A 25,543-nucleotide genomic window follows, 5' to 3' on the forward strand; every position below is an offset into this window, starting at 1 on the left:
GGCATTGGTGTTTAAGGCTTCGCGCGGCATTGAAGATATTTATGAGCTGACCTATATCCGTAAAGATGGCAGTCGTTTTCCCGCGGTGGTATCGGTCACCGCATTGCGCGATGCCCAGAATAATATTATTGGTTACCTGTTGATTGGTACCGATAATACCGCCCGTAAACAAGCAGAAGAGGCGCTGCTCAAAGCCGGGGCTTTGCAGAGTGCTATTTTTAACAGTGCTAATTTCTCCAGTATTGCCACCGATGCGAAAGGGGTTATTCAAATTTTTAACGTTGGCGCGGAGCGTATGCTCGGTTATACCGCGGCAGAGGTGATGGATAAAATAACCCCTGCCGATATTTCCGACCCGCAAGAAATTATAGTGCGCGCCGCAGAGCTCAGTAAAGAGCTTGAAACCGCTATAGCGCCGGGTTTTGAAGCGCTGGTGTTTAAGGCATCCCGTGGTATCGAGGATATCTATCAACTGACCTATATCCGTAAAGATGGTAGCCGTTTTCCAGCTTTGGTATCGGTAACCGCCTTGCGCGATGCCAAAAATACTATTATTGGTTATCTGTTGATCGGTACCGACAATACTGTACGTATTCAGGTCGAAGAAGAGAGAGAACTACTCACTGCAAGGCTTCAACACAAGAATGCGGAGCTGGAGTTTTCCAGAGTGATTGCCGAAAAAGCTAACCGGGCAAAATCTGAATTCCTTTCCAGTATGAGTCACGAGCTGCGTACGCCGCTCAATGCTATTCTTGGTTTCGCCCAGTTGCTGGAAAAAGGCAAGCCAGCGCCAACCGAAGCGCAATCGATAAGACTGCACCAGATAATTAAAGCAGGTTGGTATTTGCTGGAACTGATCAATGAAGTTCTTGATCTGGCCGTGATCGAATCCGGCCGATTGTCCTTATCACAAGAATCGGTATTGCTAATCGATGTGATCCAGGAAAGTCGCGCCATGATAGAACCCCTGGCGTTTAAAAGTGGAATTCATCTCAAATTTCTGCCATTCGATAAAAGCTGGCATGCCAATGCCGATCACACTCGTTTGAAACAGGTGTTGATCAACTTGCTGACCAATGCGATTAAATATAATCGTCATGATGGCACGATTGTCGTGCAGTGCAGTGAAATAAAAGGAAGTGGTTCAACAGCCGAACGTATTCGGATTAATATTAAAGACAGTGGCAATGGTTTATCTCCGGAAAAAATAAAACAGCTGTATCAACCTTTTAATCGTCTTGGTCAGGAAGAAGGCGCAGAAGAGGGTACCGGCATTGGTTTGGTAGTAACCAAACAACTGGTTGAACTGATGGGCGGCTCTATCGGGGTAAAAAGTACGGTAGGTGTGGGCAGTGATTTCTGGATCGAACTCAATCGCGATGCTGCTCCGATACGAGGTGAGAGTATAGCTCTGCCGACAGACTCGATACCGCAGATGTTGGGCGATGGGATCTGTAGCTTACTTTATGTTGAAGACAATCTGGCCAACCTGATGCTGGTGCAGCAGATTATCGATGACCAGACTAATGTGCGGATGCTGAGTGCGAGTGATGGTCCTCAAGGCATCGCGCTGGCGCGTACTCAGCTACCAGATGTGATCTTGATGGATATCAATTTACCCGGTATCAGCGGAATTGAAGCGCTTGCTATTCTCAAGAATGATCCGCTCACCGCGCATATTCCGGTTTTAGCTATTAGTGCTAACGCGATACCGGGGGATATTCAAAAAGGGTTGGAGGCAGGATTTTTACGTTACCTGACCAAACCGATTAAAATTTCAGAATTTATTGAAGCGCTGGACTTTGCGTTGGAAAACTCAACATTGAGCAGTAGCAAATGATTGACACAGAGCAATTGCTATTAACACTTGATAATAAGCGCTGCAGCATTTCACGTTGGATCCAAATGCCAAGGCAGCAAATAGGATATGATTTATGATTAATGAACAAGATATTCGCAACGCTCACATTCTAATTGTCGATGATCTGCAGATCAACGTATTGCTGCTCAAAGATATGCTGACTGAAGCCGACTACAAGCATATTGATTCAACCATGGATCCTTTTGCTGTGGTTGAGTTACATCGTGCCAATAAATATGATTTGATCCTGCTCGATCTGCAAATGCCCGCTATGGATGGGTTTGAGGTGATGAAACAGCTCAAGAAAATAGCAGCCAATGACTACCTGCCGATACTGGTGATCACAGCTCAACCGGATCATAAGTTGCGGGCACTGACTGCCGGAGCCAAAGATTTTATTGCTAAACCCTTTGATATTATCGAAGTGAATACCCGAATTCGTAATATGTTAGAAGTGCGTCTCTTGTATAAAGAGCTCGACAACTACAATCAGCAACTGGAAAAAACCGTGCGGGAGCGCACCGCTGAACTAAGAGACAGCGAAGCGCGTTATCGTAGTCTGATTGAACTGGCCTCTGACTGGTACTGGGAGCAAGATGAAAAAGGCAACTTCACCCGCACATTTGGTCCGGTTCAGCAGATGCTCGGTATTGAGAATGGCTCTTTGAACAGCGCTAGCGACGATGCTTCGCTGATCGGCTGGAATGAAGTGCAACGCAAAGAGCTACAAGCCAAGATCACTGCCCGTCAGCCATTTCTGGATTTTATTTTCAGCCGAATTAATGATGATGGTTCACAACAACAATATCAGGTCAGTGGCGAACCTATATTCAATCAGTCTGCGCGTTTTATCGGTTACCGCGGCTTTGGCGTGGAGCTCACCACATCTCCTATCGTCACTGAAATGGGACGCTAACTATGGCTTTACTCAAACAATTAAATATAGCCAACACGCCTTTGCAAAATCATCTACTGGCAGCCCTGCCGGCAGTTGAGTTTGAGGCTTTAAGTGGTCATTTGGAACTGATCCCTATGCCGTTGGGTGAATTTCTTTATGAGCCGGGTGTAGAGTTACAGCACGCCTATTTCCCCACTACCTGTATTGTATCCTTGCATTATGTGTTGGAGTCAGGGGCAACCGCCGAAACCGCCGGCGTGGGCAACGAAGGGGTAGTCGGTGTATCGTTATTTATGGGCGGTAATACTACTGCTAGCTCCGCTGTGGTGCAGACCGCAGGTTATGCTTATCGTTTGGATAAAAAAATTCTGCTGCGGGAATTTGCGCGCTCTGGTTTACTGCAGCGAGTATTGCTGCGTTATACCCAGGCATTGATGACTCAAATGTCACAGACTGCCGTTTGCAATCGTCATCACTCGCTAGAGCAGCAATTTTGCCGCTGGTTATTGTTAACCCTGGATCGTATGCCCACCAATGAGCTGGTGATGACCCATGAATTAGTGGCCAGTATGCTGGGTGTTTACCGCGAGGGGATCAGTATTGCTGCCGGCAAATTGCAGCAGGCGGGGGTTATTAGCTATCGACGAGGACACATTACCGTGCTGGATCGCTTAAAGTTAGAGGGCAAAACGTGCGAGTGTTACGCGGTAGTCAAAACTGAGCTGGACAGACTACTCTCTGATGGCTTGCTTGCGGATGCAAAATTCTCCAAGAGTAATGCGCAGCCTAGCAGAGTTATCTAAACGCATTGAATCAAAAGCAATTACATTCCAAAACGCGGATCTATTAATACACTCCAGCGGCAAGCCCCACTTTCAGTGGGGCTTAATCAATTAAATCCAATTCATATAACCCCTCATTGATAAAGCTCATTGAAAAAATAGTGGCTTATGTGCGTCGTAATACAGTCGACTCTCTGTGAGACGAGTATAACTATACCCAAACCACTTCAAGATGCAGGAATCAGCAAGACAATAAATGATGGAATTCTAGGCAGAAGGCTGATGATCTAGTTATTCTAAATCAAAGCCTTCTAACAACGAAGATCATCGTTTATCGTCTTGCCCTTCAGGAGTTTCGCCCGAAAGCTAGTGCTGCGTTGCAACACTTGAAAAGGGAATAACCATTCAAGATGTTAAATGCTTGCATTTAACATCTACCGATAGAGGATTAACGCAGTTAATCGCTCGAAAGGTCATCATGTTGCGCCTTACTCTAGCATCCGGGCGAAGCTCTGAATCTGCATCTTGAGGTAGCTTGGGTATAGATCATCGATAACAAGATCCTTTGACTTTTTATTACCATTCAACCACAAAAAGGTAAACCTAATGAAAGTGAACCACAATATTGACAGTCGAATCTTATGGGTGATGACGATGCTGCTAACGACGCTAATGGCAGGTTGTAACAATGATAAAAATAACGAGCCAGTTGCAAGCACACCTGCAATTATTTCCAGCAACGTTGCCGATATGCCAGTTGATGTGGCAATTAACTCGAAAATTAGTGCTACTTTCAGTGAAACTATGGATCCGGCCACGTTCAACGAATTGAGTTTCAGCATAGCTGCAGGAAACGAAATGCCAATAATTGCTACTGTCAGCCTAGATAATGCCAGTAATACCGCAATTTTCACCCCGAAAAGTAATTTTGATGCTTCCACTTTATATACTGCGACAATATCCCGCGCGGTTACAAGTGCCCGAGGGACCCCTTTAGCCAATGATCATCAATGGTCATTTACTACTGCAGCAACGCCCGATACCAGCCGTCCTACAGTGACTGCGATTTACCCGTTAGATGGCGCAACTAATTTTGCGCTTAACCGAAATATCACCGTTGAAATGAGTGAATCACTGGATCCAAGCACGCTGCGCATAACCAGTTTTATATTAACTGATGGTACTAAACCTGTTCTGGGTAGCGTCAGTTATACAGGTAAAACAATAAGTTTTAATCCGGCAGGTGACCTGGCCTCAAACACGGTTTATACCGTTACGTTAACTACAAGCTTAACCGATCTGGCGTTCCCGGCAAATCCATTGGCCGTTAATTATGTATCGAGTTTTACGACCGGTACAGACGTTGCTGAAGGCCCCGCGCTGGTTAATCTTAGAAGTGCAGGCAATATGGTGATCCTTGCAAAAGCCGGTATCAGTAACGTGCCGATATCGAACATTAGCGGCAATATAGGTAGCAGTCCAATTACCGCAGCGGCGATGGATAATCTGATTTGTGACGAAATCAGTGGCACTATCTACGGCGCCGATGCCACTTATACAGGCAGTGGTGATGTAAGCTGTTTTGCTGGTAGCGCGCCGGATTCAACTTTGGTCGCGAATGCGGTATTGGACATGGGCACAGCTTACGCTGATGCGGCAGGTAGAATCTCTCCCGATTTTACTGAGCTTTATACGGGGGATCTTAGTGGTCAAACATTATCAGCCGGTCTTTATAAATGGGGGACGGATGTGTTGATTTTATCAGATATGACCCTTGAAGGTGGCGCAAATGATGCCTGGATATTCCAGATTTCGGGTGATCTACTTCTGGCGGATGCCAGTCGCATTGTTTTAGCGGGTGGTGCACAGGCTAAAAATATCTTCTGGCAGGTTGGCGGGGGTACCGGTGCGGTGATTGGTACCACAGCTCACTTTGAAGGCATTATTCTTGCTGAAAAGGCGATTACCGTGAATACCGGTGCATCGGTAAACGGTAGATTGTTTGCCCATTCCGCGGTCACGCTTGATCACAATGCGGTAACTCAACCTGCACAGTAAAGCGTGCAATATGAAGTAATAAAAGTGTCGAAGGATTCATAAATATTTCATTCAAGAAAGGGGCCATAGCGTCTTTTTTATAGCAGTTGCGAGCAGGGTTGTTTATCGCTGTCAACCTTCTAAACCAGGTGGTGCGACTGAATTGATTAATAGCGATAAAAAATCCTTGTGCTTGCAAGGTGAACTATTAGCGCAAATGCGGTGCAGAGGAGATATATATGATTGATGACCAAGATATTTTTGGCGCAAACATTCTAGTCGTTGATGATATTGAGACCAATGTGCTTTTGCTTGAGCAAATTCTGAGCGAAACCGGTTATCAACATATCACTTCAACAATGGATCCCTATACTGTGGTTGAATTACATCGCGCTAACAATTACGACTTAATTCTACTGGATCTACAAATGCCCGGCATGGACGGATTCAAGATAATGGAAGATCTCAAGATAAATCTGCTTAACGACTATCTTTCCATTCTCGTGATCACCTCACAAATTGAACATAAATGGCTGTCATTGGCAGCGGGTGCCAATGGGTTCATTGGCAAACCCTTTGATATAGTTGAAATTGACACGCGTATTCGCAATTTGCTCAGTGAAAATAGTTGCTTAAAACCGCACTAAATACTCGTTGATAATTTGCCTGCAGGCGCAGATCTGCCACATCTATTTTCAGCCAAAAACTTCAGTCTGAGCTTTTCAGCCAAACCTCTGCCTCTACCTTTTTGCAGCCAAACCTCTGCAAACAATCATAATTTCACCTTGCCGCACGGCAAGGCCCACAAACCGAGCGAATGGTTATTTTATCAACAGCAGCACTTGTCTATGGCAACAAATAAGGGGCTATGTAAGCTAACGTACAGTGAATCTAATCGGCAATGCGTATAAATAGACTTAACAAGAGAAAGTAACCTTGTTAAATAAGTAAGTCGAGCCCTAGTGGTTAAATACGAGTTACTCAGTTTAGGACTAACGGTCTCAAACAAAAACATTGTTATAAATAAAATCAATATTCCAGTGTGAATTTTTTCTAGCTGGTCTGTGATCGCTTAACTTAATTGAGTGGCGATCAATCAATCAATAACAGGATAAAACCTATGAAAACGACCAATACAAAAATCAGTTGGAGTTTATGGTTGACGACAATCTTTATGAGCACTTTGCTGCTAGGTTGTCAGAACGATAATAATACTCCAGCACCTGTGCTACCAGTTGTGACTACCCCAACTGTGACCTCAGTTACTCCTCTAGACGAGGTAACACAAGTGCAGATCAGTACTAACGTCAGTGCAACGTTCAGTGAAGCGATGGACGCGTCAACAATAAATCAGCAAAGTGTTATGTTAAGAGCTGGCGCAGAGGCGGTAGCAGGTTCGGTGAATTTAGACGCGGCAAGTCATACCGCAACCTTTACGCCAACGGTCGCTTTTAGTTCCAGCACTACCTATACAGTGACTGTTACGACCGCTGCAACAAGCGTCGCAGGTAAGGCTCTGGCAACTGATGTTGTGTGGAGTTTCACAACCGATATGGCTGCAGACACAACCGCGCCAACAGTCAGTTCAACCGACCCTGAGAATGCGGCAACTGATATTGCTCTTGACACAAGTATCAGCGCCAACTTCAGTGAAGAACTCGATTCAGCCAGTGTTAACGACACTAGCTTTGCCGTGACCGATGGCACGACACCAGTTACTGGTACAGTGACCAGTTCGGGTTCAACTGCGACCTTTACGCCGACTAATGATCTGGCCGCTACTACTGTTTATACGGCTACATTGACCACAGCTATCAATGACCTTGCGATTTCACCTAATGGATTGGCAAACGACTATATATGGAGTTTTACCAGCGGACGCACTATTCCTACTGTCACGCTAACCAATCCGCTTGATAGTGAAACAGATGTTGCCATTAATCACAATCTTGTGGCTACTTTCAGTGAGCCAATGAATATTTCAACCCTTGATGTATCAAGCTTTACGCTGTCAGCGCCAGATGCCGTTGCTGTTATTGGTACGGTCAGTTTTGATGTTGCTAGTAATAGTGCGATGTTTCAGCCTGACTTTGATTTGAGCGCTGAGACTCTGTATACCGCCACTATCACTACGGCGGCGATGAGTTCAACTGGCATGCCGTTAGCAAGCGATTATAGCTGGAGTTTTACTACAATACCGGCACCAGATATTACGGCGCCAACGGTTGTTTCAACGAATCCGCTTGATACAGCAACTGATTTTCCATTGAATCGCAACTTAATTGTTGAGTTCAGTGAAGCGCTGGATCCATCAACTATTAATAGTTCAAGTTTTATTATCACTGACGGAGTAACCCAAGTTGATGGTGATCTGGTTTATGAAGGAACGTCGGTATCTTTTAATCCGACCGATGATTTAGCCGCGAATACGGAATATACCGCAACGTTAACTACTGAGATTACCGATCTTGCGATAATTGCTAACCCATTAGCCAGTGATTACGTGTGGCGCTTTACCACCAGTGCAATAGCCGCTCAAGGCCCTGCACCGGTTGATCTTAGAAGCTCAGGCAACTTTGTTATTCTGACTAAAGCAGGTACCACTAATGTGCACACCTCTGCAATTACCGGCAATATGGGCGCAAGTCCAATTACAGGCGCAGCGATGGATAATGTTTTCTGTAATGAAATAACCGGGACTATTTACGGTTCGGACGCCGCTTATACGGGCAGTGGTGATGACAGCTGTTTTGCCGGCGCACCAGCTGATACTACCTTAGTAGCGAATGCGGTACTGGATATGGGGACGGCTTATAACGATGCCAAAGCAAGAACTTTACCTGATTTCACCGAAAAATTTGCCGGTGATATCAGTGGTCAAACCTTAGTTCCTGGTTTATACAAATGGAGCTCAAGTGTGTTGATTAATACAGATGTGACCTTAACGGGTGGCGCAAATGATGTTTGGATTTTCCAGGTTGCGGGTAATATTATTCAGGCTGATGCAAGCAGAATCACCCTTGCCGGTGGCGCACAGGCTAAGAATATCTTTTGGCAGGTTGAGGGGGGTACAGGTGTAGCAATTGGTACTACAGCCCATTTCACAGGTATCATTCTTGCTGAAAAAGCTATTACCGTTAATACTGGCGCTTCAGTTACTGGTCGATTATTCGCCCACACTGCAGTGACTTTAGATCAAAATGCGGTGACTGAGCCAGCGCAGTAAACGCAGCATAAGAAGGCAGTTCAATATAAAAACAGGTGCCAAGGCACCCACATAAAAAAGGCCCTTCGGGGTCTTTTTTTATGCATTCATTATCTATCCATGCAGCTTGTAGATGCAGGAATTGGTATTTGAAAGTCGACTCATGAGTGCGTCTTCTATTTTTAGTAATTTCAGGTCAAAAAAGTGATCTATGCTTTGCTCTAGCACTTACCCGGTGCGTGTTTGTATGGAGGAACTTCCTCGATTAGTTTCCCGTCCAGTGGATGTCGAGTCCCAGAGGACGTTACATACGACGTCACGTCGTACGGCACAAAGTGACTTAGAGCTTTTGCACTATTGTGATGCTGTAATTCAATTTATCCGGCTTGAATCAGGAGATTTATAATATTTGTACTGATGCCATTACCGTTACAGACAGATAGATAAAAGGGGGCTTATAACCGCGCCATGAAAAGTGTTAAGAAACCTTCCTTAGATTTCCTTTCTATTTAATAGCCAACCTCAAATTACGGCTCTGTAATTAACCAGCGGGATAAAAGAAGCCACCGATGGGTCGCCTTTTGCACCCATTGCGCTTTCTTTTATATTCCAGTTGTGAGCAGTCAATCAAACGATATTAACTTTTAAATAGCAGTTTTAAAAACGTGCTTAATGAAGTTTTTAGTCGAACAAGGATTTTTCCATTTAACGGTTTTTCCAAGCCAAAATAGCTAAAATAGCCTTTATACTTTTTGGGAACAAGCAAGCTTTCAATGCTAGAACGAAAGTATAAGGGTGATAGCAGTTAGCTTTCTGAGGTGCAAAGGTGCACAAAGCCTGACCATTCAATTATCTCTATTTTTGAGAAAAGGTATGGCTGCCTTTAGTTCGTCGGAGTCAATATTAAGGACATTAAAATATCGGCCAGAATATCTTGAAAAAGCGTGTACTGATTTTGATGATGCTATTTTATTAAATCGAGTGCGAGTTTATAACAGAGCGAAAGCACAAAATCCGAGTCGTTGGTCGGGTGAGATTAAGAATTTGAAGCCAATTAAAGCGGTTCATCTTAACCCCTAGAAATCAGAGGTTGAAATAAAAGAGAATAATAGGGTGGCATAAATTTAAACATCAGGCGACAAATCTCTTGAAAAACAACTAAAGCAACTTAGAAAAATCACTGTGTCTAACTACCTTTTCGCACCAAAACTGTAACAAAGGAATTTCAGCACGGCTATTTAACCGTATTAATTTTTAAAAGAGGAGCCAGCCGTAAACGGCGTAATAGATAGCAAGTATTCGCGGTGATTCTAACCTAGGTCTACACTGAAAATACAATTAGTTGACAACAATAGAATTGATAAAAATAATCTCTGGCATAAAAAAACGCCAAAACAACAACCAACATTGACGGAATATATTATCTAGCAAGTGACAAGTAAAATTGGAAGGTCAGTGTGAAGAAAAAAATAAAAATGGCAATCGCAAAACCTAATAAGCAGGCAAAGCCAAAAACACAAAAAAAGCAAAAAGAAAAGTTTGCTGTGGTGGGGATTGGTGCTTCCGCTGGCGGACTCGCGGCCTTTGAAAACTTCTTTTCAAGCATGCCAAATGAGTTAGAGACAGGTTTGGCTTTTGTTTTAGTACAGCATCTCGCCCCGGATCACAAAAGCATCCTCACTGAGATAATTCAACGTTATACCAAAATGCAGGTTTTCGAAGTAAAAGATGGCATGAAAGTGCAACCTAATTGCACTTATATTATACCGCCCAGCTATGATATGGCCTTTGTGAAGGGTAAGTTGCATTTATACGATCCAATAGTACCTCGGGGTCAACGTTTTACTATCGATTTTTTTTTCCAATCGCTTGCCAAGGATCAGCTCGAACACGCCATTGGCATTGTGTTGTCTGGCACTGGCAGTGACGGCACGTTAGGCATAAAAGCGATCCATGACTTAGGTGGCATGGTCATGGTACAGCAGCCAGACACTGCGGAATATGATGGAATGCCGCGCAGCGCTATCGCCACCAGTCTAGTCGATTATCAGCTGTCCCCTAGCGAGATGCCCGCCGCGCTGCTCACCTATGTCAACCGTGATTTTAACAAAACTCGGTCAGAAACTAGCGAGCCACTAGCCATTGAAAATTCCCTAGATCAAATATTTATGCTGTTGTTAGATAAATCCGGGCATGACTTTTCGGAGTATAAATCGAGCTCTATCCTGCGTCGTATCGAGCGGCGCATGATCGTGCATAATCTGCCATCGCTAAGCGATTATGTGTCTTGTTTACAGACAATACCCTCTGAAGTGGATGCGTTATTTAACGATCTATTGATTGGGGTAACCTATTTTTTCCGCGATTCACCCGCTTTTGCCGTTCTGGAAGAACAAATAATACCTAAATTATTAGCGGAGGCATCCGACACTAACTCCATTCGCATCTGGGTGCCAGGCTGCTCCTCTGGTGAAGAAGCCTACTCAATTGCCATGATATTAAAAGAAAAGATTAATTTATTTAAAGAGCACGTTAATGTGCAGATATTTGCTACTGATATCAGCTCGAAGGCGATTGCTGCTGCGCGTTATGGCCGTTATCCTGCCAGTATCAGCGAAAATATATCTCAAACACGGATCAAACATTTCTTTAACTTTGACACAGAGAGTCATCAGTTTCGTATCCATAAAGAGATCCGCGATATGGTGGTGTTTTCTGAGCACGATGTGATCTTAGATCCCCCTTTTTCCAAACTCGATTTGATCAGTTGTCGCAACGTACTTATTTATATGGACATTAGTTTACAAAAAAAAATTCTCTCTTTGTTTCATTACGCGCTAAAAAATGACGGCATATTATTTATGGGTAGCTCAGAGAACGTGACTGGCTATACAAATTTATTTTCAATCTTAGACAGTAAAGCTAAACTTTATCAGAAAAAAAATAATCTTATTTATCAGAAGCAGTCAGCTTTTGGCTGCTCTAAATTACTCGCGCTAACCGCTAAAAAAGATAAAGCAATGCGAGTGCCTGTGCCTGTGCACAAGATGCGTTCACTGCGTGAGATCACCGAGCAGGCGATTTTGCAGTACCTGCCCCTAAGTGGCGCACTGATCAATGATCTAGGCGACATTCTCTATTTGCATGGCCGCACCGGTCAATATCTAGAGCCTGTGCCAGGGGATGCCAGCGCTTATAATATATTAAAAATGGCTCGCAGCGGATTACAATTGGACTTAACCATGGCACTGCAAAAAGTCCGGAGAGAACCAGACACAGTACATCACTCGGTCCTAAGAGTGAAAAGTGAGGACCACGACTTAAACGTGGATTTGACCCTATTGCCTGTTACTGACGCACCGGATATCCCGTCCACAACCCCTATTTTTTTAGTCCTGTTTGAACCCGGTCAGCACAGGCAAGAATTGCCGCTCAACAAACTAGCAGGCATAACCACTGCCACCGATCTCATCGCTGATATCCCAAATAACGAGGTCCTCAAACTAAAAGAGCAGCTGCGCCTTAAAGATGAATATCTGCAGAGCATGAATGAGTCCCTTGAAGCTTCTAACCAGGAGCTCTCATCGTCCAATGAAGAGATGCAGTCCATAAACGAAGAGTTGCAATCAACCAACGAAGAGCTGGAAACCTCCAAAGAAGAATTACAATCGACCAACGAGGAGCTAGTGACCGTTAATAATGAGTTGCAGGAGAAATTACTCGATTTATCCCGGCTCAATAATGATATGAATAACCTGCTCTCAGGCACGGGCATCGCCACCATTTTTGTCGATCTTAACTTAAAAATTATGCGCTTTACACCTGCGGCCACTAAGGTCATCAACTTTATTTCAAGCGATATAGGTCGTCCTATAACCGATATACAGTCCAATTTAATCAATTACACTGAGCTAACCGCTGATGTGCAGAAAGTGCTTGATACCTTGACCCCTAAATCTAGGGATGTCCAGAGCAAACTCGGTCACTGGTATACTATGCAGCTGTTGCCCTATCGCACCATAGATAACTCCATTGAAGGCTGTGTCATCACTTTTAGCGATATCACAGAGATCCGACACGAGCGAGAGTTAATACGTGAAAAGGTAAATTTATTGCACTTAGGGTCCCTAATGCACGATGCGCGTGATGCTTTTGTAATGCAAGATCTCGATGGTCGAATTTTAGCCTGGAACAATGGTGCGGTTCGCTTGTACGGCTGGACAGAGCAACAAGCGCTCACCATGAACGTTATCCAGCACATCCCTCCAGAGCAGCAAGAACAAGCGTTACTGATGATAGATAAACTCAATCAGGCCAGTCAATCTTATCAAAGCCAACGTTTACATAAAAACGGGTCGCTCCTTGATGTCTGGATCACCGCCACCGCACTGGTTAATGAGTCCGACAGTATGTATGCGATAGTTAATATGGAACGTCTCTTAGAAGGTCAGGAATCATGAACAAGAAAAACAATATTTCCAGCAAACAGATCTCTTTAAGTAAGGCAAACAAACTGCTGCGTGAAAAGGCGGAACTCATCGCGCACAGAAAAATGGTAGCAAAGCCAGTCGCTATCACCGAGTTGAGTACTCAACAGATCGATGATCTGATCCATGAGTTGAGCGTATTTCAGATCGAACTAGAGATACAAAACGAAAATTTGCTTATGGCCTATGAACAGCTGGAAGTTTCACGTAAACGTTATATCCAGCTTTACAATTTAGCGCCTGTGGGATATTTGTCCCTGAGCAACCATGGCATCATACGCCAGGCTAACACCACCAGTAGCAAGTTATTAGCTTGCCCTGTCTCCATGTTGCAACAATTACCCTTTGCTAAATTCATCTGCCACGAAGACACAGACAAGTTCTACCTGTTTTGTAAAAAGATCATTAACACTCTAAAACCTCAGGTTTGTGAACTAAAAATGAATCGTCACGACAACACGTCATTTTGGGGCTATCTGGTGGCAGCTTCCACCGTTGATGAACAGGGCGAGCAGATCTTTTTTTTAGTCTTAACTGATTCGACAGAGCTACACAATCATGTCGATGAAATTCGCCGTCTAGCCTTTTTTGATCAGCTTACTGGGCTGCCCAATCGGCGTTTATTGTTAGACAGACTTAATCACGCCATTATATCAGCCAATCGCAATGGCAAATTCGGGGCCTTAATGATGCTTGATCTGGACAACTTCAAGCAGCTCAATGATACAAGGGGCCATGCCGACGGCGATCTACTATTGCAGCAGATAGCCCGCCTGCTGCAGGGCTGCGTGCGCAAGAATGACAGTGTGGGCCGTTTAGGTGGGGATGAATTTGTGATCTTGCTAGAGGGGCTAAGCGAAAATGCAGCAGAGGCGGGCAGCGAAGCGCTGCATATAGCAAAAAAAATACAGCATGAATTTTCACACCCATTTAGATTACATGATTACACTCATAATATTACGGCTAGCATTGGTATAACAATATTTATGCAACTTACCGAAAATGTAGACAAGTTACTCAAAAATGCTGATCTGGCCATGTATCAGGCGAAGGCAGCGGGATGCAATAAAACACGTTTTTTTGACGCGCCTATGCAAGCAATGACAGATGCGCGTGAGCAGATAGAAGATGATCTGCATCGTGCTCTGAAAGAGCACGAATTCGTGCTGTATTACCAAACCCAAGTCAATAACGAGGGGGAAGTAACTGGGGTAGAAGCCCTGATACGCTGGGCTCATCCCTTGCGTGGCATGTTAGTGGCAGATGATTTTATTGCCCAGGCTGAAGAAAGCCAATTGATCTTGCCTTTGGGGAAATGGGTGTTAGAAACCGCCTGCAAGCAGTTGAAAGCATGGGCAGAGCAACCAATAACAAGGCAATGGACCATAGCCGTTAACGTCAGTGCCATGCAGTTTTTACAATCCGATTTTGTAGATATACTGGCTGACATTATTAAATGTAGTGGCGCTGCTCCCCATTTACTTAAGCTGGAACTCACCGAAAGCATGCTCATAGATGATGTAGAAAATATCATAGCCAAGATGAATGTGATAAAAAAAATGGGGGTGAAATTTTCCCTAGATGATTTTGGAACAGGTTATTCCTCGTTATCCTACCTTAAGCGTTTACCGCTGGAACAACTTAAAATTGACCAATCATTTGTGCACGACTTATTAGTGAATGAAAATGACGCGGCAATTTGCAAAACAATCATAGCCTTGGGACATAGCTTAGACTTGCAAGTGATCGCCGAAGGTGTAGAGGACGTAGAACATCGGGATTTGCTCGCCAACTTAGGCTGTAACGCCTACCAGGGGTACTATTTTGGTTCCGCGATACCCGCTAACGAGCTAATAATGTAGAGATAGAAGCTTGTTCAGATAAGAGGAGCTGCACACTTACGGGTATCAATTTTATTAAGGCTTGTTCATTGTATCTCGTCGTCTAAAGGGGAACTAGTGTTGCTGAAATCGAGGTGATAGCTAGATGACGACGTCGTTTAGTTGATATTTCTTGGTTGACTCACAGAAATATTTGGTGCTCACCCTCCGAGTCCGCTAAAGCTGTTCTAACTTATGCTCGCTTTTCCCTGAAAGCAAGCGTAATAGCGAGTAACTAAATTCTGTCACCAACATGGAGGTTTCTAAACTATGGGCAAAGCGACTAGGAAACTACAGATTCAGGACCTAAATTACTCGACCATGAGAAAAGATAGGGCTGTCCTGCCTTTATTAGTATCGAGTCCGTGTCGGCAACTTATGTTTAGTTTGCTATCTGATTAGCTACGTTCTCTAAGCATCGAATCGCAGATTTAATCACACCAGATAATTGGAAAAAACCGTGTATAACACCCAAGTATCTTTCGCAATAAGCCTCTACACCAGAAGCTAGCAGCTTTTTATATAAAGCTTCACCTTCATCTCTTCTTTCTTCAATTGATTGCTCTGATGGGCAAGGACAACCATCTTCGATAAAACCACTGACTAACTCTCTGATACCTGGTTCAAGTTGATTCAACATTATTTGTGTCTCTATAAATTACAATCTAGCAGCTGATAATTTAACACCACACAATGAAATATGTGTATTCAGACAGCTAACATCCTGATAGAGACAACTGTTATGTGTCCAGTGATTTGATTTGTTAGCAGCCAGTTACGACAGCGTTTGTTTTTTACTTTGAGTAAATATAAACATAAATGCGCCACACATAATTGCTATATCAGCAACATTGAAAATACCGGTTCTAATTGTGCCGAATCCTAGATTTAGAAAATCGATAACGGCGCCATTATTAACAACACGATCATAAAAATTGCTAATGCCACCAGAAAAAACAAGAGATAATGCGATTAAAGGGAAGGTATGTTGCTTCGAATTGGTTACTAAGTAGAAAAGCAAAGCCAATAAAAATGCAGCAACAATAACCACAAAAAACCAAAATCTAGTTTGTTCAGATAAGCTATTACCTAAACCTAGAAATGCGCCAATATTTTCTGTGTAACCAACCCTGAGAATATCGTTTAAGTAACTGAACATTTTATTTTTAGGGAGATGTTCTGCTGCAAATAATTTAGAGCTTTGATCGCAACCAACACAAGACACTGTAACTAAACAAATAATTAATAATCTTTTGCAAACGTTCATATTTACTTTAAACCTTTTTATGGTTGCTAACGCCTTGTATGCGATTACATTTGTGTTGCGAAATATGCCATTATCTCAGCGGTTGTCATCTCTTTTGTTGCATTTGAAAAGCAGTAGTAGCTAGGTCGCATATCACTAAAATACTGCATATCCATCTCCAGTCCTTTTAGGTTTGGAAACAGACCTACCGGTATATTATATTCACCGCTTTCTTTTAATTTAAAAAATAAATGCGTTCCACACTCAGTACAAAACCCACGTGATGCCCAAGATGATGAGTCATACATTTTAACTTTATCATTTCCCTCAATTTTCACTTTAGTGCCGCACTGAACAGCAAAGAATGGTGCGCCCCCCCAAGTCCTACATGATTGGCAGTGGCATACTGTAAATTTAGGGTTAATTTTCTCTGCGCTAATTTTCACTGCACCACAAAGGCAGGTTGTTACTGAATGAGACATTTTGATGACACCTTAATTGAATAACAAAAACAGCGACAACTGTATCGAGTCCTAGTGCAAACGTTTTGTTATGTGTAAATATTGAGTGCATAGCTATAAAAAACTAAGAAATAATAACCCTGCTAGAATTATCGTTGCAAGTAAGAAATATTTACCCAAATGAGAATTACTTTGAAGAGAATCTTCTTGCTTCTCTTTTAATGTGATCACTTCAGAATCGGTAAGCTCAGAACAATGGCTGCATTTTTCTAACGTTTCATCATAATACAATTCACATCGTTGACAATATTTCTGCTTGGGTTGGGTAGATCTCCAAGCAAAACTCATACCCAGTGACATAGCAAATTCCTTTTAAACATAACATCTTATTAGGCGTAACAATTCCACTTCTAACAAGAAATTCGGCCGTCAATTATTTATAATAAAAACATACATTACATGTTTTTTCACTACTTATCAAACGGTTACATTGTTAATAGGGTTTACCTATTGTAGAAGGGCAGAATTATTAGGTATTTGCGGTGGAAACATGAAATGCCATAAGGTATGGATGTTTAGCCTTTAGTCGCAATCAGATACTTAATCTGATGCTATGGCATCTCCAAATAGCGCTGAGGCGTATCGGTGATCATCAGATCCACGCCCCAATGCCAATGTTCACGTACCTCATCCGGATTATTCGCCGTGTAGCAGATTAGCTGGTAGCCTGCCTGCTTCACTTGGTTGGCCTGCTGTTTGGTAAGGAAACGGTAGTGGCAATGGGCGCTGTAGGCATCGATAGCTTGCAGCTGCTCCTGCCAGTCATCGGAAATAGTTTCCCAAAGTTGCCCTCGACGTATATCGGGGAGCTGCTGTTTTATCTGCTGCATGGCCTGATGATTAAAACTGGAGATCAGGAGGCGCTGATGTGGAAATCCGGATTGTTCGATAACCCGCGTCACCTGTTCACATAGTTTGTTTATGTCATCGCCGTTATGGATCTTCAATTCCAAATTGATTTGAATAGTTAACGGCTGGCAGATAGTGAGCACTTGGCTGAGGCTGGGAAATTTCTCATCGGCAAATGCTTGATCAAACCAGCTACCGGCATCGAGTTGCTGTAACTCGGACCAATGGAGATCTGCTACAGCGCCGTTGCCGTTAGAGCAGCGATCTACTGTTTTATCATGGATAATCACAGGAACGCCATCGGCACTGAGTTGAGTGTCAATTTCAATCCATGACAAGTCTAGCTCTGCGGCCTTATGGATCCCTGCCAGGGTATTTTCCGGCGCCAGACTGGCGCCGCCTCTGTGTGCTGCAATTCGTGTGATCATAACGTTCCAAATACAATATATTTTCTTATACTGTAGTCTAATATACATTTATGACAGGAATATTAAAGCGGTCTGCTGAAGGGACAGTCTATCCCTGTGGAGGAGTTAATAGCTCTATTTTAGCTGACTTGCTACGGGGAACTATATTTTGTGTGACTCTGACCAAGTTCGTAGCTGATCTAAAATGCCAAGGGCGGTTCTCCCAAAATCGGTTAGTTCATAGGTAACGGCAACAGGCCTGTCACTAATTACTTTTCGTAAAACCATTCCCTCGCCCTCCAATTCCTTGAGCCGCTGATCAACCATTTTTTTACTGGCACCGCCTAACATTCTTGTTAAATCATTAAAACGAACTGGCTGATCCTTCAAATGATAAATAATAGATCCCTTCCATTTTCCGCCGATTAAACGCATCCCTTTTTCAATCGCACAAGGTTCGGTACATGCGTTGAGAAATTTTTTCCGACCTTTTCTGTCTGTTTTCACTTCACTTTCCATTATTTAATCTCAAAAAATAGTAGGTTACCAAAAGTATACTAATTGTTATTTGTTTTCAGGTAACTAGAATATACCACAGCTTTAATTGATTAAAGAACTGTTCTTTAATTTACATTTTCTTTGCAGTTATTTTATGAGCAACGTATTAATTATCAACGTGCACCAATATTACCCTTTTGCTGAACCTGGACTCTTTGTCGTTAATGGTCAAGGTACCATTGAAGTTATTGATATTTCGAACAACCCCTTTGTTAGGCCTGAATTACAGACATTGGTAAATGGATTGGCATGGATACGAAACCCGGATAATAACTACCCGATACGCGGTAAGATGCGATAAGATCATGAAAAGAATGATAACTATGTTTACCTTAATAAACGCATACTTAGCGTATCGGTTGAGCAATATATTGATGGTCACCATGGATCGTGCATTATATGCAGTGGCAGAGTAAATTTGTATCAACAAATGGCTTGGGCAATTAGCTACGTTGTTATTTCTGATTTCTTTAAAAAAGCAGTTAAAATAACAAACTTGATTGGGTACATTATTAGTTGCGTTTTTGGGTGAAAAATAGAGGAGATGTTATGTTTTATGTGATTGCACAATTTATACTGCTGATTGTTATTGCTTGGCCGTTGGCAAGTTTAAAGATTTCAATTGTCGGTTTATTATTAATTTTTCTTTCTGCCATTATTGCTTTGTCTGCAGTAATGACTAACCGTCCCGGTAATTTTAATGTTCGCCCACATCCAAAAGAAACGGGGAAATTGATTGTTCACGGTCCTTATAAATTTATTCGCCACCCTATGTACAGTTCTCTCTTCTTTGCAGGTTTAGGCGTTCTTTTCTGCCAGTTTAGTTTTTGGAAATTAAGTGCATGGTTATTACTGATTGTAGTGCTGGCTTTAAAAGCCCGTTTTGAAGAAAAAGCTTTATGCGCGCATTATGAGCAGTACCGTACATATCAAAAAAGCAACAAAGCATTCATCCCATGGGTTTGGTAGCCTGAATTAGGATAAACAGGCGTCATTGTTTAACATTATTTGTACTGACCTTATTCCATTAAGCAGTGTAAATAGGGCGTTTCGCCTTTTACCTTCTTGTTGGCCACAAATTTGTAGGTTCTAAGCCTCATGGGCGTTAGTGAGTCAGGAGAAAGCAAATGAAAGACGATCCACTTTCTCTTTTCTTTATTGAAGAGAATAGAATCTTTAGCGATGTAGGCCATACCATCTGTCATTTACACATTTAATTACCCTCTATTTTATTATGATCTTAATCCGTTTAACAAGGTTGATAGCCCCTGTGCGGCCGGCGATACCTCCTCGGCGGCTGACGTAGCAGATTCTCTGAATTCGCTACGCTAGCCGGAAGCTCAGATGGTGGAAACGCACTTCGCCAGATAGGGGGCGGTTCGGCTCGCAGGATCGGCGGCTACAGCATGGGGAGTACCGGCGGCCATTATGCAGCCTCCCTTGTCGCCGCCCGCCGGGCCGATGTCGATCACCCAGTCAGCGGCGGCAACCACGTCCATGTCGTGTTCGACTACGATCACTGTGTTGCCGGCGTCGACGAGCCGGTTAAGCTGAGTGAGAAGCAGCAGCACGTCAGCGGGGTGCAGCCCGGTGGTGGGTTCGTCGAGAACATATAACGTGTGGCCACGGCGCGCCCGCTGCAACTCGGTTGCGAGCTTGATGCGCTGCGCCTCGCCCCCGGAAAGTTCGGTGGCGGGCTGACCGAGTCGCAGATAGCCGAGTCCCACTTCGCGAAGGGTCTCGAGGCTGCGCAGTGCCGAGGGCACGTCGGCGAGAAACAGCGCTGCCGCATCTACTGTGAGCGCAAGTACTTCGGCGATATTCTTGTCGTGGTATGTCACTTCGAGGGTCTCAGGGTTGTAGCGCGAGCCGCCGCAGTCGAGGCAGGGCGCGTAACTGCCGGGTAGAAAGAGCAAGCCGACCGCAACGAATCCCTCGCCTAGACAGGTCTCACAGCGGCCGCCCGGCACGTTGAACGAGAATCGTCCCGCGCCGAATTTTCGGCTACGCGCCTCCGGGATGGCGGCGAACGTGGATCGCACCGCATCAAACAGGCCGGTATAGGTGGCTAGGTTGGATCGCGGCGTGCGCCCGATCGGTTTCTGATCAACGCGCACTAGCCGGTCGATCAAATCGGCCCCGGTGATCGCGTCGACCGCTGTGGTTTCGACAGGTTCAGGATCGGGTTGATCATTGCTCTCTCCGGTCGCAGAGCCGGTGGATGCGGTCCCTACAACGGGATCCTGATCCGGGTGAAGGTGCAGGCCAACGGCCTCTGCGAGTACCTGACTCACCAGAGTGGACTTGCCGGAACCCGATACGCCGGTGACCGCGGTCAGCACACCGAGCGGAAATTCAGCGTCAAGATCACGGAGATTATGGCGGGTAATTCCCGTTAGACCGAGCCAGCCGAGCGGATGGCGCAGCTCACGAGTGGCCGGTACCGGGCGCTCGTTGGCGAAGAGAAACTCGCGCGTGATGGAGGCGGGAACATCGGCAAGTCCAGCTGTCGGTCCGCTGTAGAGTACTTTCCCGCCGTGTTCTCCCGCACGCGGGCCGACGTCGATCACCCAGTCGGCGCGGCGCACCACGTCCATGTTGTGTTCGACGACAAAAACGGAGTTTCCGCTGGACTTCAGCTCTTCGAGTACTGCGAGGAGCGGTTCGGCATCGGCCGGGTGCAGTCCCGCGGAAGGCTCGTCGAGTACGTAGATGACGCCGAACAGTCCGGCGCGTAGCTGGGTGGCGATGCGCAGCCGCTGCATTTCACCAGGAGAGAGAGTGGGTGTTGCGCGGCCCAGACTCAGGTATCCGAGGCCGAGATCGATCAGCACGTCGAGGCGGCGAGTGAGGTCGCTGGTGATGGTGGCAGCAGGAGTGTTGTCTGCCCCCGGGAAGTCGAGCTGGTGACGGAGATCGATAAGCGGCAGTGCATTGAACTCCGCGATCGTACTGCCGTTAAAGGTAACGGCCAGTGCTTCGCTGCGCAGTCCGCTGCCTGCGCAGATCACGCAAGGCCCCGACTTCACATATTTCATCACGCGGTTACGTACCGTGGCGCTCTTCGAGTCGGCCAGCGTGTGCATCACGTAACTCTTTACGCTCCAAAACTTTCCTTTGTAGGGACGGGGCCGTTCCCGCTCCGGCATTATCTCCACTACCGGCTGTTCCTCGGTGAACAAGATCCAGTCGCGGTCGGCGCGGGAAAGCTGGTTCCAGGGAATGTCCACGTCATAGCCTAGCGCGGTGAGGATATCGCGCAGGTTCTTGCCTTGCCACGCCCCAGGCCAAGCCGTGACAGCGCCCTCGCGGATACTGAGTGAGGGATCGAGTACCAACGAAGCCTCAGTGACGGTGTGCGCTGTTCCAAGACCCTGACATGTAGGGCAGGCGCCCATCGCTGTGTTCGGAGAGAAGGAGTCCGACTCGAGGCGCGCAGCGCCATCAGGGTAGATGCCGGTTCGGGAATAAAGCATGCGCAGGGAGTTCGATAGGGTTGTAACAGTGCCTACGCTGGAGCGAGAGCTCGGCGTTCCGCGTCGCTGCTGCAGCGCGACGGCCGGCGGCAGCCCGGTAATTTCATCCACCTTGGGCGTATGGCCCTGCTGAATAAGACGCCGGGCGTACGGCGCGACGGACTCGAAAAAGCGCCGCTGGGCCTCAGCGAAGAGAGTGCCGAAGGCAAGGGAGGATTTTCCGGAGCCCGACACCCCAGTGAAGGCGACTATCGAATCCCGAGGGAGATCTACGTCGACGTTTTGCAGGTTGTTCTCCCGGGCACCACGTACGCGCACGAAACCGGTAGGCGTGAAGTTTGAAACTGGTGGGGCAGGGATGTGGCTCAATGAAGTGTAAACTGGCAAATGAAAAACCCCTTTGGTTGGTTTTTGTCTATAGGTGTAGGAACAATATGGCGCTACCGGAAGTAGTGTGGAATTATCACCCTGTTTTGCCATTTATGTCCTGCAATTGTAACTTGTTACGCTGCATTTAAAAACGGCAGGTTGTTATATGGTTTTTACCCGAGTGGTCGCATGGGGTTATCTATTTAATTTAGGGTATTTGTTTAAAAACTATCTTCGTTTAGAATAGGCCGATATTTTAAAATTTTATCGGAATTTATTTTTAATGCCTTACCTTTTTGCAGTCACGCTATTGTGGGCTTTTTCTTTTAGCCTAATAGGCGTTTATTTAGCAGGACAAGTGGATGCCTGGTTTTCAGTTTTAATCCGTATCGGATTAGCAACGCTAGTCTTTCTGCCATTCTTACGTGTTCGACAAGTTAATTGCAGTACAGCGTTTAAGCTGATGGGAATAGGAGGCGTGCAGCTTGGCTTAATGTATGTTTTTTATTATCAATCCTTTTTATTTTTATCTGTTCCTGAAGTGCTTTTATTTACAGTAATGACGCCCATATATGTCACCCTTATTAATGATGCGCTGCAGCGTAAATTCCATGCTCACTTTCTGTTGAGCGCAATAATTGCTACAACAGGTGCGATTGCCATTCGCTATAACGGCATAGATAGCAACTTCATCTGGGGATTTCTCTTGGTTCAAGCGGCAAATATCTGCTTTGCAACGGGACAGGTCGCCTATAAACGCCTTTTAGATGGCAGTAAATTAGATCAAAAAAATATTTTTGCTTGGTTTTTTATCGGTGCGTTGATAGTTGCAACTGTTTGCTATCTGTTATTTGGTAATAGCGATAAATTACCAACAACAAATTTGCAATGGGGTGTACTTATCTATCTGGGGATAATCGCTTCAGGTGGCGGCTATTTTGCTTGGAATAAAGGTGCAACTTTAGTCAATGTCGGCGCACTGGCGGTGATGAATAACTTACTGATCCCCGCTGGAATAGTGGTTAATTTAGTTATATGGAATCACGATGCAGATATTTTAAGATTAGGATTGGGCGGGGCGGTTATTCTGAGCGCTTTAATTTTAAATCAATGGCTAAATAAAAAACGTCATTCCCTGATCGTTAAAGAATAACTATTTTTTAAATTGTCGGCGTATTTTATCAAGCACTATTTTCGGATTTTTTTTAACCCTATAAAGGTTAAAAATTATATTTATGTCATACTTTGGATGTAAACTTCTTTTATTACCTGAAATGAAAGAGGATTATTATACCCAAGCTATTTCAAGATGCAGATGTGGTGGAATTGGTAGACACGCTAGCTTCAGGTGCTAGTGGCCTAAGGGCCGTGGGAGTTCAAGTCTCCTCATCTGTACCAGTTATAAAAAGTCGGTTTAGACTGTCGGCAATATCATCCAAACCTTAATCAAACTTTATTGCCTCTAACTCGTATTGGGCGTCAGCGAGTTTGCTTTCTAAGATACACAAATCATTGCAAATTAATTATTATTCGGGCATTTGTAAATGAATTTTAATTCTTTTATCATAGTTAAGGGCTTTGAAATTATTAGCCCAGTATTTCTTTACTAACCTGTCGATCAATCCACTTTCTTTAGCGTTTTTAATCGCTAGCTCAATAACATCTTGATATTTAGCACCTGCATTTACACCCGTTTTACTTAGATAAAAACGCAGGTCACAATCAAAAATTAACACCAATCTATTTTCTATTTCCAACTTTGGGTATTGTTTTTTTTCAGCAATAATTTCGTTAACCCCTCTTGAAATATAATTGTAATCTCGCCCGTAAGGAATCATTTTGAAAATTGACTCCCAATTTCCTGAAGATTCCTTATATTTTAGATTATTTTCTTTCCATATATTTACGTCAAACCACTCGTGGCCCATACCTGCCACTAAGTTCAAGCTTCTAAAATCATCTAAGTTTTTTACACCATCATAGAGATGCTGATCTCCTTTTTTGATGAATAATACTCTTTTACCAATTAATCCCCCTGTGAGTCCGATTTCAATAGGGATATATTGTTTGTTTGCTTCATTAGTTTCGAGAGACCAGTAGATTGAAATTTTTCCTTGGTCCATGCTCTTTTTAATTCGGAGTTGAGGTAGCTTTTTCGGAATGAGTTTGGGAGTGTGTCCAACTTCTTTAATAGCAGTATTTAAAAGTTCATGAAAGAAAAAATGTAGTTGCGGACTATCATCAATAATAGGAACGTGTAGCGTGATCTCATCTGAATGGGCTGTTGAAACGAGTAATGACAATGATAAGGCTAGAGAAGCAAAGACTGTTATCTTTTTGAACATTGCTTCAATTCCTTTTATCTGGGGGGTATATTCGCAAAAAAAAGAATTCAGAGTTTATATCCTTTTAAATCAATACGTCAGGGCGGATACCATACCCTACTCAATTAAAAATTAAAGTGACGTACCGAGAAAAACAGAAGTTATATAACGCCATATATCCTCTACCATGCTTGCTAATTCCAGACGCAACCATCGTCGCGGGAAAGTGAATTTGATTCTATGGAGTGCCAAAGCCAGTTCGCTTTCTAAGACGGAAGGGGGGCAAACAGCCTTATAGTATTTTTCTTAGATGTCTCAAGTACGGCAAAACTCACGGAAATAGCAGCGTATGTTTACAGATAGAGGATGCTCGTTTTTCATACAACTCTTGACTTTCATTTTAGATTCTGTAGAGTGTCCCTCAGCAACAAAGAAAGCCTTTTTTTTACATTCTCCATTCCGTTGTTTTATTGATAATACCTCGCTCTGTAGTTTTTAAGTTCCAGTCTGTTTTTACGCTATTCAAGCCTTTTGAAGGCAACCTCACATTAAAATTACAGGATATTATTATGTCTAAGAATGAACAAGGAACCGTTAAATGGTTCAACGAAGCTAAAGGTTTTGGTTTTATCGAGCAAGAATC

At 44.2% G+C, this 25,543-nt stretch carries 19 protein-coding genes, 1 tRNA gene and 2 pseudogenes; 14 read left to right on the plus strand and 8 right to left on the minus strand.

The window, feature by feature from the left end; translation table 11 throughout:
* From ACJAT7_RS10265 to ACJAT7_RS10305, 9 genes and pseudogenes are all read left to right on the plus strand, one after another.
* Positions 1-1,840: ATP-binding protein (locus ACJAT7_RS10265; protein WP_415226709.1), on the plus strand; the 1,840-nt coding region annotated here is incomplete at its 5' end.
* Positions 1,841-1,934: 94 nt separating this feature from the next.
* Complete coding sequence (locus ACJAT7_RS10270; RefSeq protein ID WP_415226710.1) at positions 1,935-2,777, plus strand: response regulator; 843 nt, start codon at positions 1,935-1,937, stop codon at positions 2,775-2,777.
* Between the two features lie 2 nt (positions 2,778-2,779).
* A complete protein-coding gene (locus ACJAT7_RS10275; RefSeq protein WP_415226711.1) occupies positions 2,780-3,562 on the plus strand; it encodes a Crp/Fnr family transcriptional regulator in 783 nt (260 codons plus the stop codon).
* A gap of 585 nt (positions 3,563-4,147) precedes the next feature.
* On the plus strand, positions 4,148-5,599 hold the full coding sequence (locus ACJAT7_RS10280; RefSeq protein ID WP_415226712.1) for an ice-binding family protein: 1,452 nt from the start codon (positions 4,148-4,150) through the stop codon (positions 5,597-5,599).
* Positions 5,600-5,817: 218 nt separating this feature from the next.
* A complete protein-coding gene (locus ACJAT7_RS10285) occupies positions 5,818-6,225 on the plus strand; it encodes a response regulator (protein WP_415226713.1) in 408 nt (135 codons plus the stop codon).
* 473 nt (positions 6,226-6,698) lie between these two features.
* A complete protein-coding gene (locus ACJAT7_RS10290; protein ID WP_415226714.1) occupies positions 6,699-8,804 on the plus strand; it encodes an Ig-like domain-containing protein in 2,106 nt (701 codons plus the stop codon).
* Between the two features lie 870 nt (positions 8,805-9,674).
* Positions 9,675-9,863, plus strand: a pseudogene (locus tag ACJAT7_RS10295) (IS3 family transposase); the annotation flags it as partial.
* 377 nt (positions 9,864-10,240) lie between these two features.
* A complete protein-coding gene (locus ACJAT7_RS10300) occupies positions 10,241-13,243 on the plus strand; it encodes a CheR family methyltransferase (protein ID WP_415226715.1) in 3,003 nt (1,000 codons plus the stop codon).
* Positions 13,240-15,132 carry an EAL domain-containing protein gene (locus ACJAT7_RS10305; protein WP_415226716.1) on the plus strand — a complete coding sequence of 631 codons (1,893 nt, stop codon included), beginning with the start codon at positions 13,240-13,242 and terminating at the stop codon, positions 15,130-15,132. The genes ACJAT7_RS10300 and ACJAT7_RS10305 overlap by 4 nt, the downstream gene beginning before the upstream one ends.
* A gap of 400 nt (positions 15,133-15,532) precedes the next feature.
* Here ACJAT7_RS10305 and ACJAT7_RS10310 read toward each other — a convergent pair whose 3' ends face one another.
* From ACJAT7_RS10310 to ACJAT7_RS10335, 6 genes are all read right to left on the minus strand, one after another.
* Positions 15,533-15,790, minus strand: coding sequence for a hypothetical protein (locus ACJAT7_RS10310; protein WP_415226717.1), 258 nt, complete (start codon positions 15,788-15,790; stop codon positions 15,533-15,535).
* Positions 15,791-15,925: 135 nt separating this feature from the next.
* Complete coding sequence (lspA, locus tag ACJAT7_RS10315; protein ID WP_415226718.1) at positions 15,926-16,417, minus strand: signal peptidase II; 492 nt, start codon at positions 16,415-16,417, stop codon at positions 15,926-15,928.
* A 44-nt stretch (positions 16,418-16,461) separates the two neighbouring features.
* Positions 16,462-16,878 (minus strand): GFA family protein, encoded by a 417-nt coding sequence (locus tag ACJAT7_RS10320; protein WP_415226719.1) that lies wholly within the window; start codon positions 16,876-16,878, stop codon positions 16,462-16,464.
* A gap of 93 nt (positions 16,879-16,971) precedes the next feature.
* The gene (locus tag ACJAT7_RS10325; RefSeq protein WP_415226720.1) at positions 16,972-17,217 is read right to left on the minus strand and encodes a hypothetical protein; all 246 of its coding nucleotides are present in this window, start codon (positions 17,215-17,217) and stop codon (positions 16,972-16,974) included.
* 251 nt (positions 17,218-17,468) lie between these two features.
* Entirely contained in the window at positions 17,469-18,194 is a 726-nt protein-coding gene (locus ACJAT7_RS10330; RefSeq protein ID WP_415226721.1) for a glycerophosphoryl diester phosphodiesterase, read from the minus strand.
* Positions 18,195-18,335: 141 nt separating this feature from the next.
* On the minus strand, positions 18,336-18,692 hold the full coding sequence (locus ACJAT7_RS10335) for a winged helix-turn-helix transcriptional regulator (RefSeq protein WP_415226722.1): 357 nt from the start codon (positions 18,690-18,692) through the stop codon (positions 18,336-18,338).
* 169 nt (positions 18,693-18,861) lie between these two features.
* Between ACJAT7_RS10335 and ACJAT7_RS10340 the strand changes: the two are divergent.
* Both ACJAT7_RS10340 and ACJAT7_RS10345 read left to right on the plus strand, forming a co-directional pair.
* Positions 18,862-19,032 (plus strand): annotated as a pseudogene (locus tag ACJAT7_RS10340) (thioredoxin peroxidase); the annotation flags it as partial.
* Between the two features lie 248 nt (positions 19,033-19,280).
* A complete protein-coding gene (locus tag ACJAT7_RS10345) occupies positions 19,281-19,700 on the plus strand; it encodes a methyltransferase family protein (protein WP_415226723.1) in 420 nt (139 codons plus the stop codon).
* 371 nt (positions 19,701-20,071) lie between these two features.
* Here the strand turns inward: ACJAT7_RS10345 and ACJAT7_RS10350 are convergent, their stop codons facing one another.
* Complete coding sequence (locus ACJAT7_RS10350; RefSeq protein WP_415226726.1) at positions 20,072-22,576, minus strand: ABC transporter; 2,505 nt, start codon at positions 22,574-22,576, stop codon at positions 20,072-20,074.
* A 283-nt stretch (positions 22,577-22,859) separates the two neighbouring features.
* Between ACJAT7_RS10350 and ACJAT7_RS10355 the strand changes: the two genes are divergently transcribed.
* Together ACJAT7_RS10355 and ACJAT7_RS10360 are read left to right on the plus strand one after the other, a co-directional pair.
* Entirely contained in the window at positions 22,860-23,729 is an 870-nt protein-coding gene (locus tag ACJAT7_RS10355; RefSeq protein WP_415226724.1) for a DMT family transporter, read from the plus strand.
* A 158-nt stretch (positions 23,730-23,887) separates the two neighbouring features.
* Positions 23,888-23,974: transfer RNA gene (locus ACJAT7_RS10360), tRNA-Leu, on the plus strand.
* A 128-nt stretch (positions 23,975-24,102) separates the two neighbouring features.
* On the opposite strand, the gene ACJAT7_RS10365 is transcribed toward ACJAT7_RS10360, so the two are convergent.
* Positions 24,103-24,921, minus strand: a complete 819-nt coding sequence (locus ACJAT7_RS10365; RefSeq protein ID WP_415226725.1) for a hypothetical protein — start codon at positions 24,919-24,921, stop codon at positions 24,103-24,105.
* Positions 24,922-25,469: 548 nt separating this feature from the next.
* Between ACJAT7_RS10365 and ACJAT7_RS10370 the strand changes: the two genes are divergently transcribed.
* Positions 25,470-25,543: cold-shock protein (locus ACJAT7_RS10370; RefSeq protein ID WP_415226727.1), on the plus strand; the 74-nt coding region annotated here is incomplete at its 3' end.

The sequence above is a fragment of the Psychromonas sp. genome (assembly GCF_047632995.1).
In the GTDB taxonomy this organism is placed as follows: Bacteria; Pseudomonadota; Gammaproteobacteria; order Enterobacterales; family Psychromonadaceae; genus Psychromonas.

What these genes read in the sequence shown, in the direction of transcription:
- ACJAT7_RS10270 (WP_415226710.1), top strand. Translation starts at nt 1,935, where the DNA reads ATGATTAATGAACAAGATATTCGCAACGCTCACATTCTAATTGTCGAT.
- ACJAT7_RS10275 (WP_415226711.1), top strand. Translation starts at nt 2,780, where the DNA reads ATGGCTTTACTCAAACAATTAAATATAGCCAACACGCCTTTGCAAAAT.
- ACJAT7_RS10280 (WP_415226712.1), top strand. Translation starts at nt 4,148, where the DNA reads ATGAAAGTGAACCACAATATTGACAGTCGAATCTTATGGGTGATGACG.
- ACJAT7_RS10285 (WP_415226713.1), top strand. Translation starts at nt 5,818, where the DNA reads ATGATTGATGACCAAGATATTTTTGGCGCAAACATTCTAGTCGTTGAT.
- ACJAT7_RS10290 (WP_415226714.1), top strand. Translation starts at nt 6,699, where the DNA reads ATGAAAACGACCAATACAAAAATCAGTTGGAGTTTATGGTTGACGACA.
- ACJAT7_RS10305 (WP_415226716.1), top strand. Translation starts at nt 13,240, where the DNA reads ATGAACAAGAAAAACAATATTTCCAGCAAACAGATCTCTTTAAGTAAG.
- ACJAT7_RS10310 (WP_415226717.1), bottom strand. Translation starts at nt 15,790, where the DNA reads ATGTTGAATCAACTTGAACCAGGTATCAGAGAGTTAGTCAGTGGTTTT.
- lspA (WP_415226718.1), bottom strand. Translation starts at nt 16,417, where the DNA reads ATGAACGTTTGCAAAAGATTATTAATTATTTGTTTAGTTACAGTGTCT.
- ACJAT7_RS10320 (WP_415226719.1), bottom strand. Translation starts at nt 16,878, where the DNA reads ATGTCTCATTCAGTAACAACCTGCCTTTGTGGTGCAGTGAAAATTAGC.
- ACJAT7_RS10325 (WP_415226720.1), bottom strand. Translation starts at nt 17,217, where the DNA reads ATGTCACTGGGTATGAGTTTTGCTTGGAGATCTACCCAACCCAAGCAG.
- ACJAT7_RS10330 (WP_415226721.1), bottom strand. Translation starts at nt 18,194, where the DNA reads ATGATCACACGAATTGCAGCACACAGAGGCGGCGCCAGTCTGGCGCCG.
- ACJAT7_RS10335 (WP_415226722.1), bottom strand. Translation starts at nt 18,692, where the DNA reads ATGGAAAGTGAAGTGAAAACAGACAGAAAAGGTCGGAAAAAATTTCTC.
- ACJAT7_RS10345 (WP_415226723.1), top strand. Translation starts at nt 19,281, where the DNA reads ATGTTTTATGTGATTGCACAATTTATACTGCTGATTGTTATTGCTTGG.
- ACJAT7_RS10355 (WP_415226724.1), top strand. Translation starts at nt 22,860, where the DNA reads ATGCCTTACCTTTTTGCAGTCACGCTATTGTGGGCTTTTTCTTTTAGC.
- ACJAT7_RS10365 (WP_415226725.1), bottom strand. Translation starts at nt 24,921, where the DNA reads ATGTTCAAAAAGATAACAGTCTTTGCTTCTCTAGCCTTATCATTGTCA.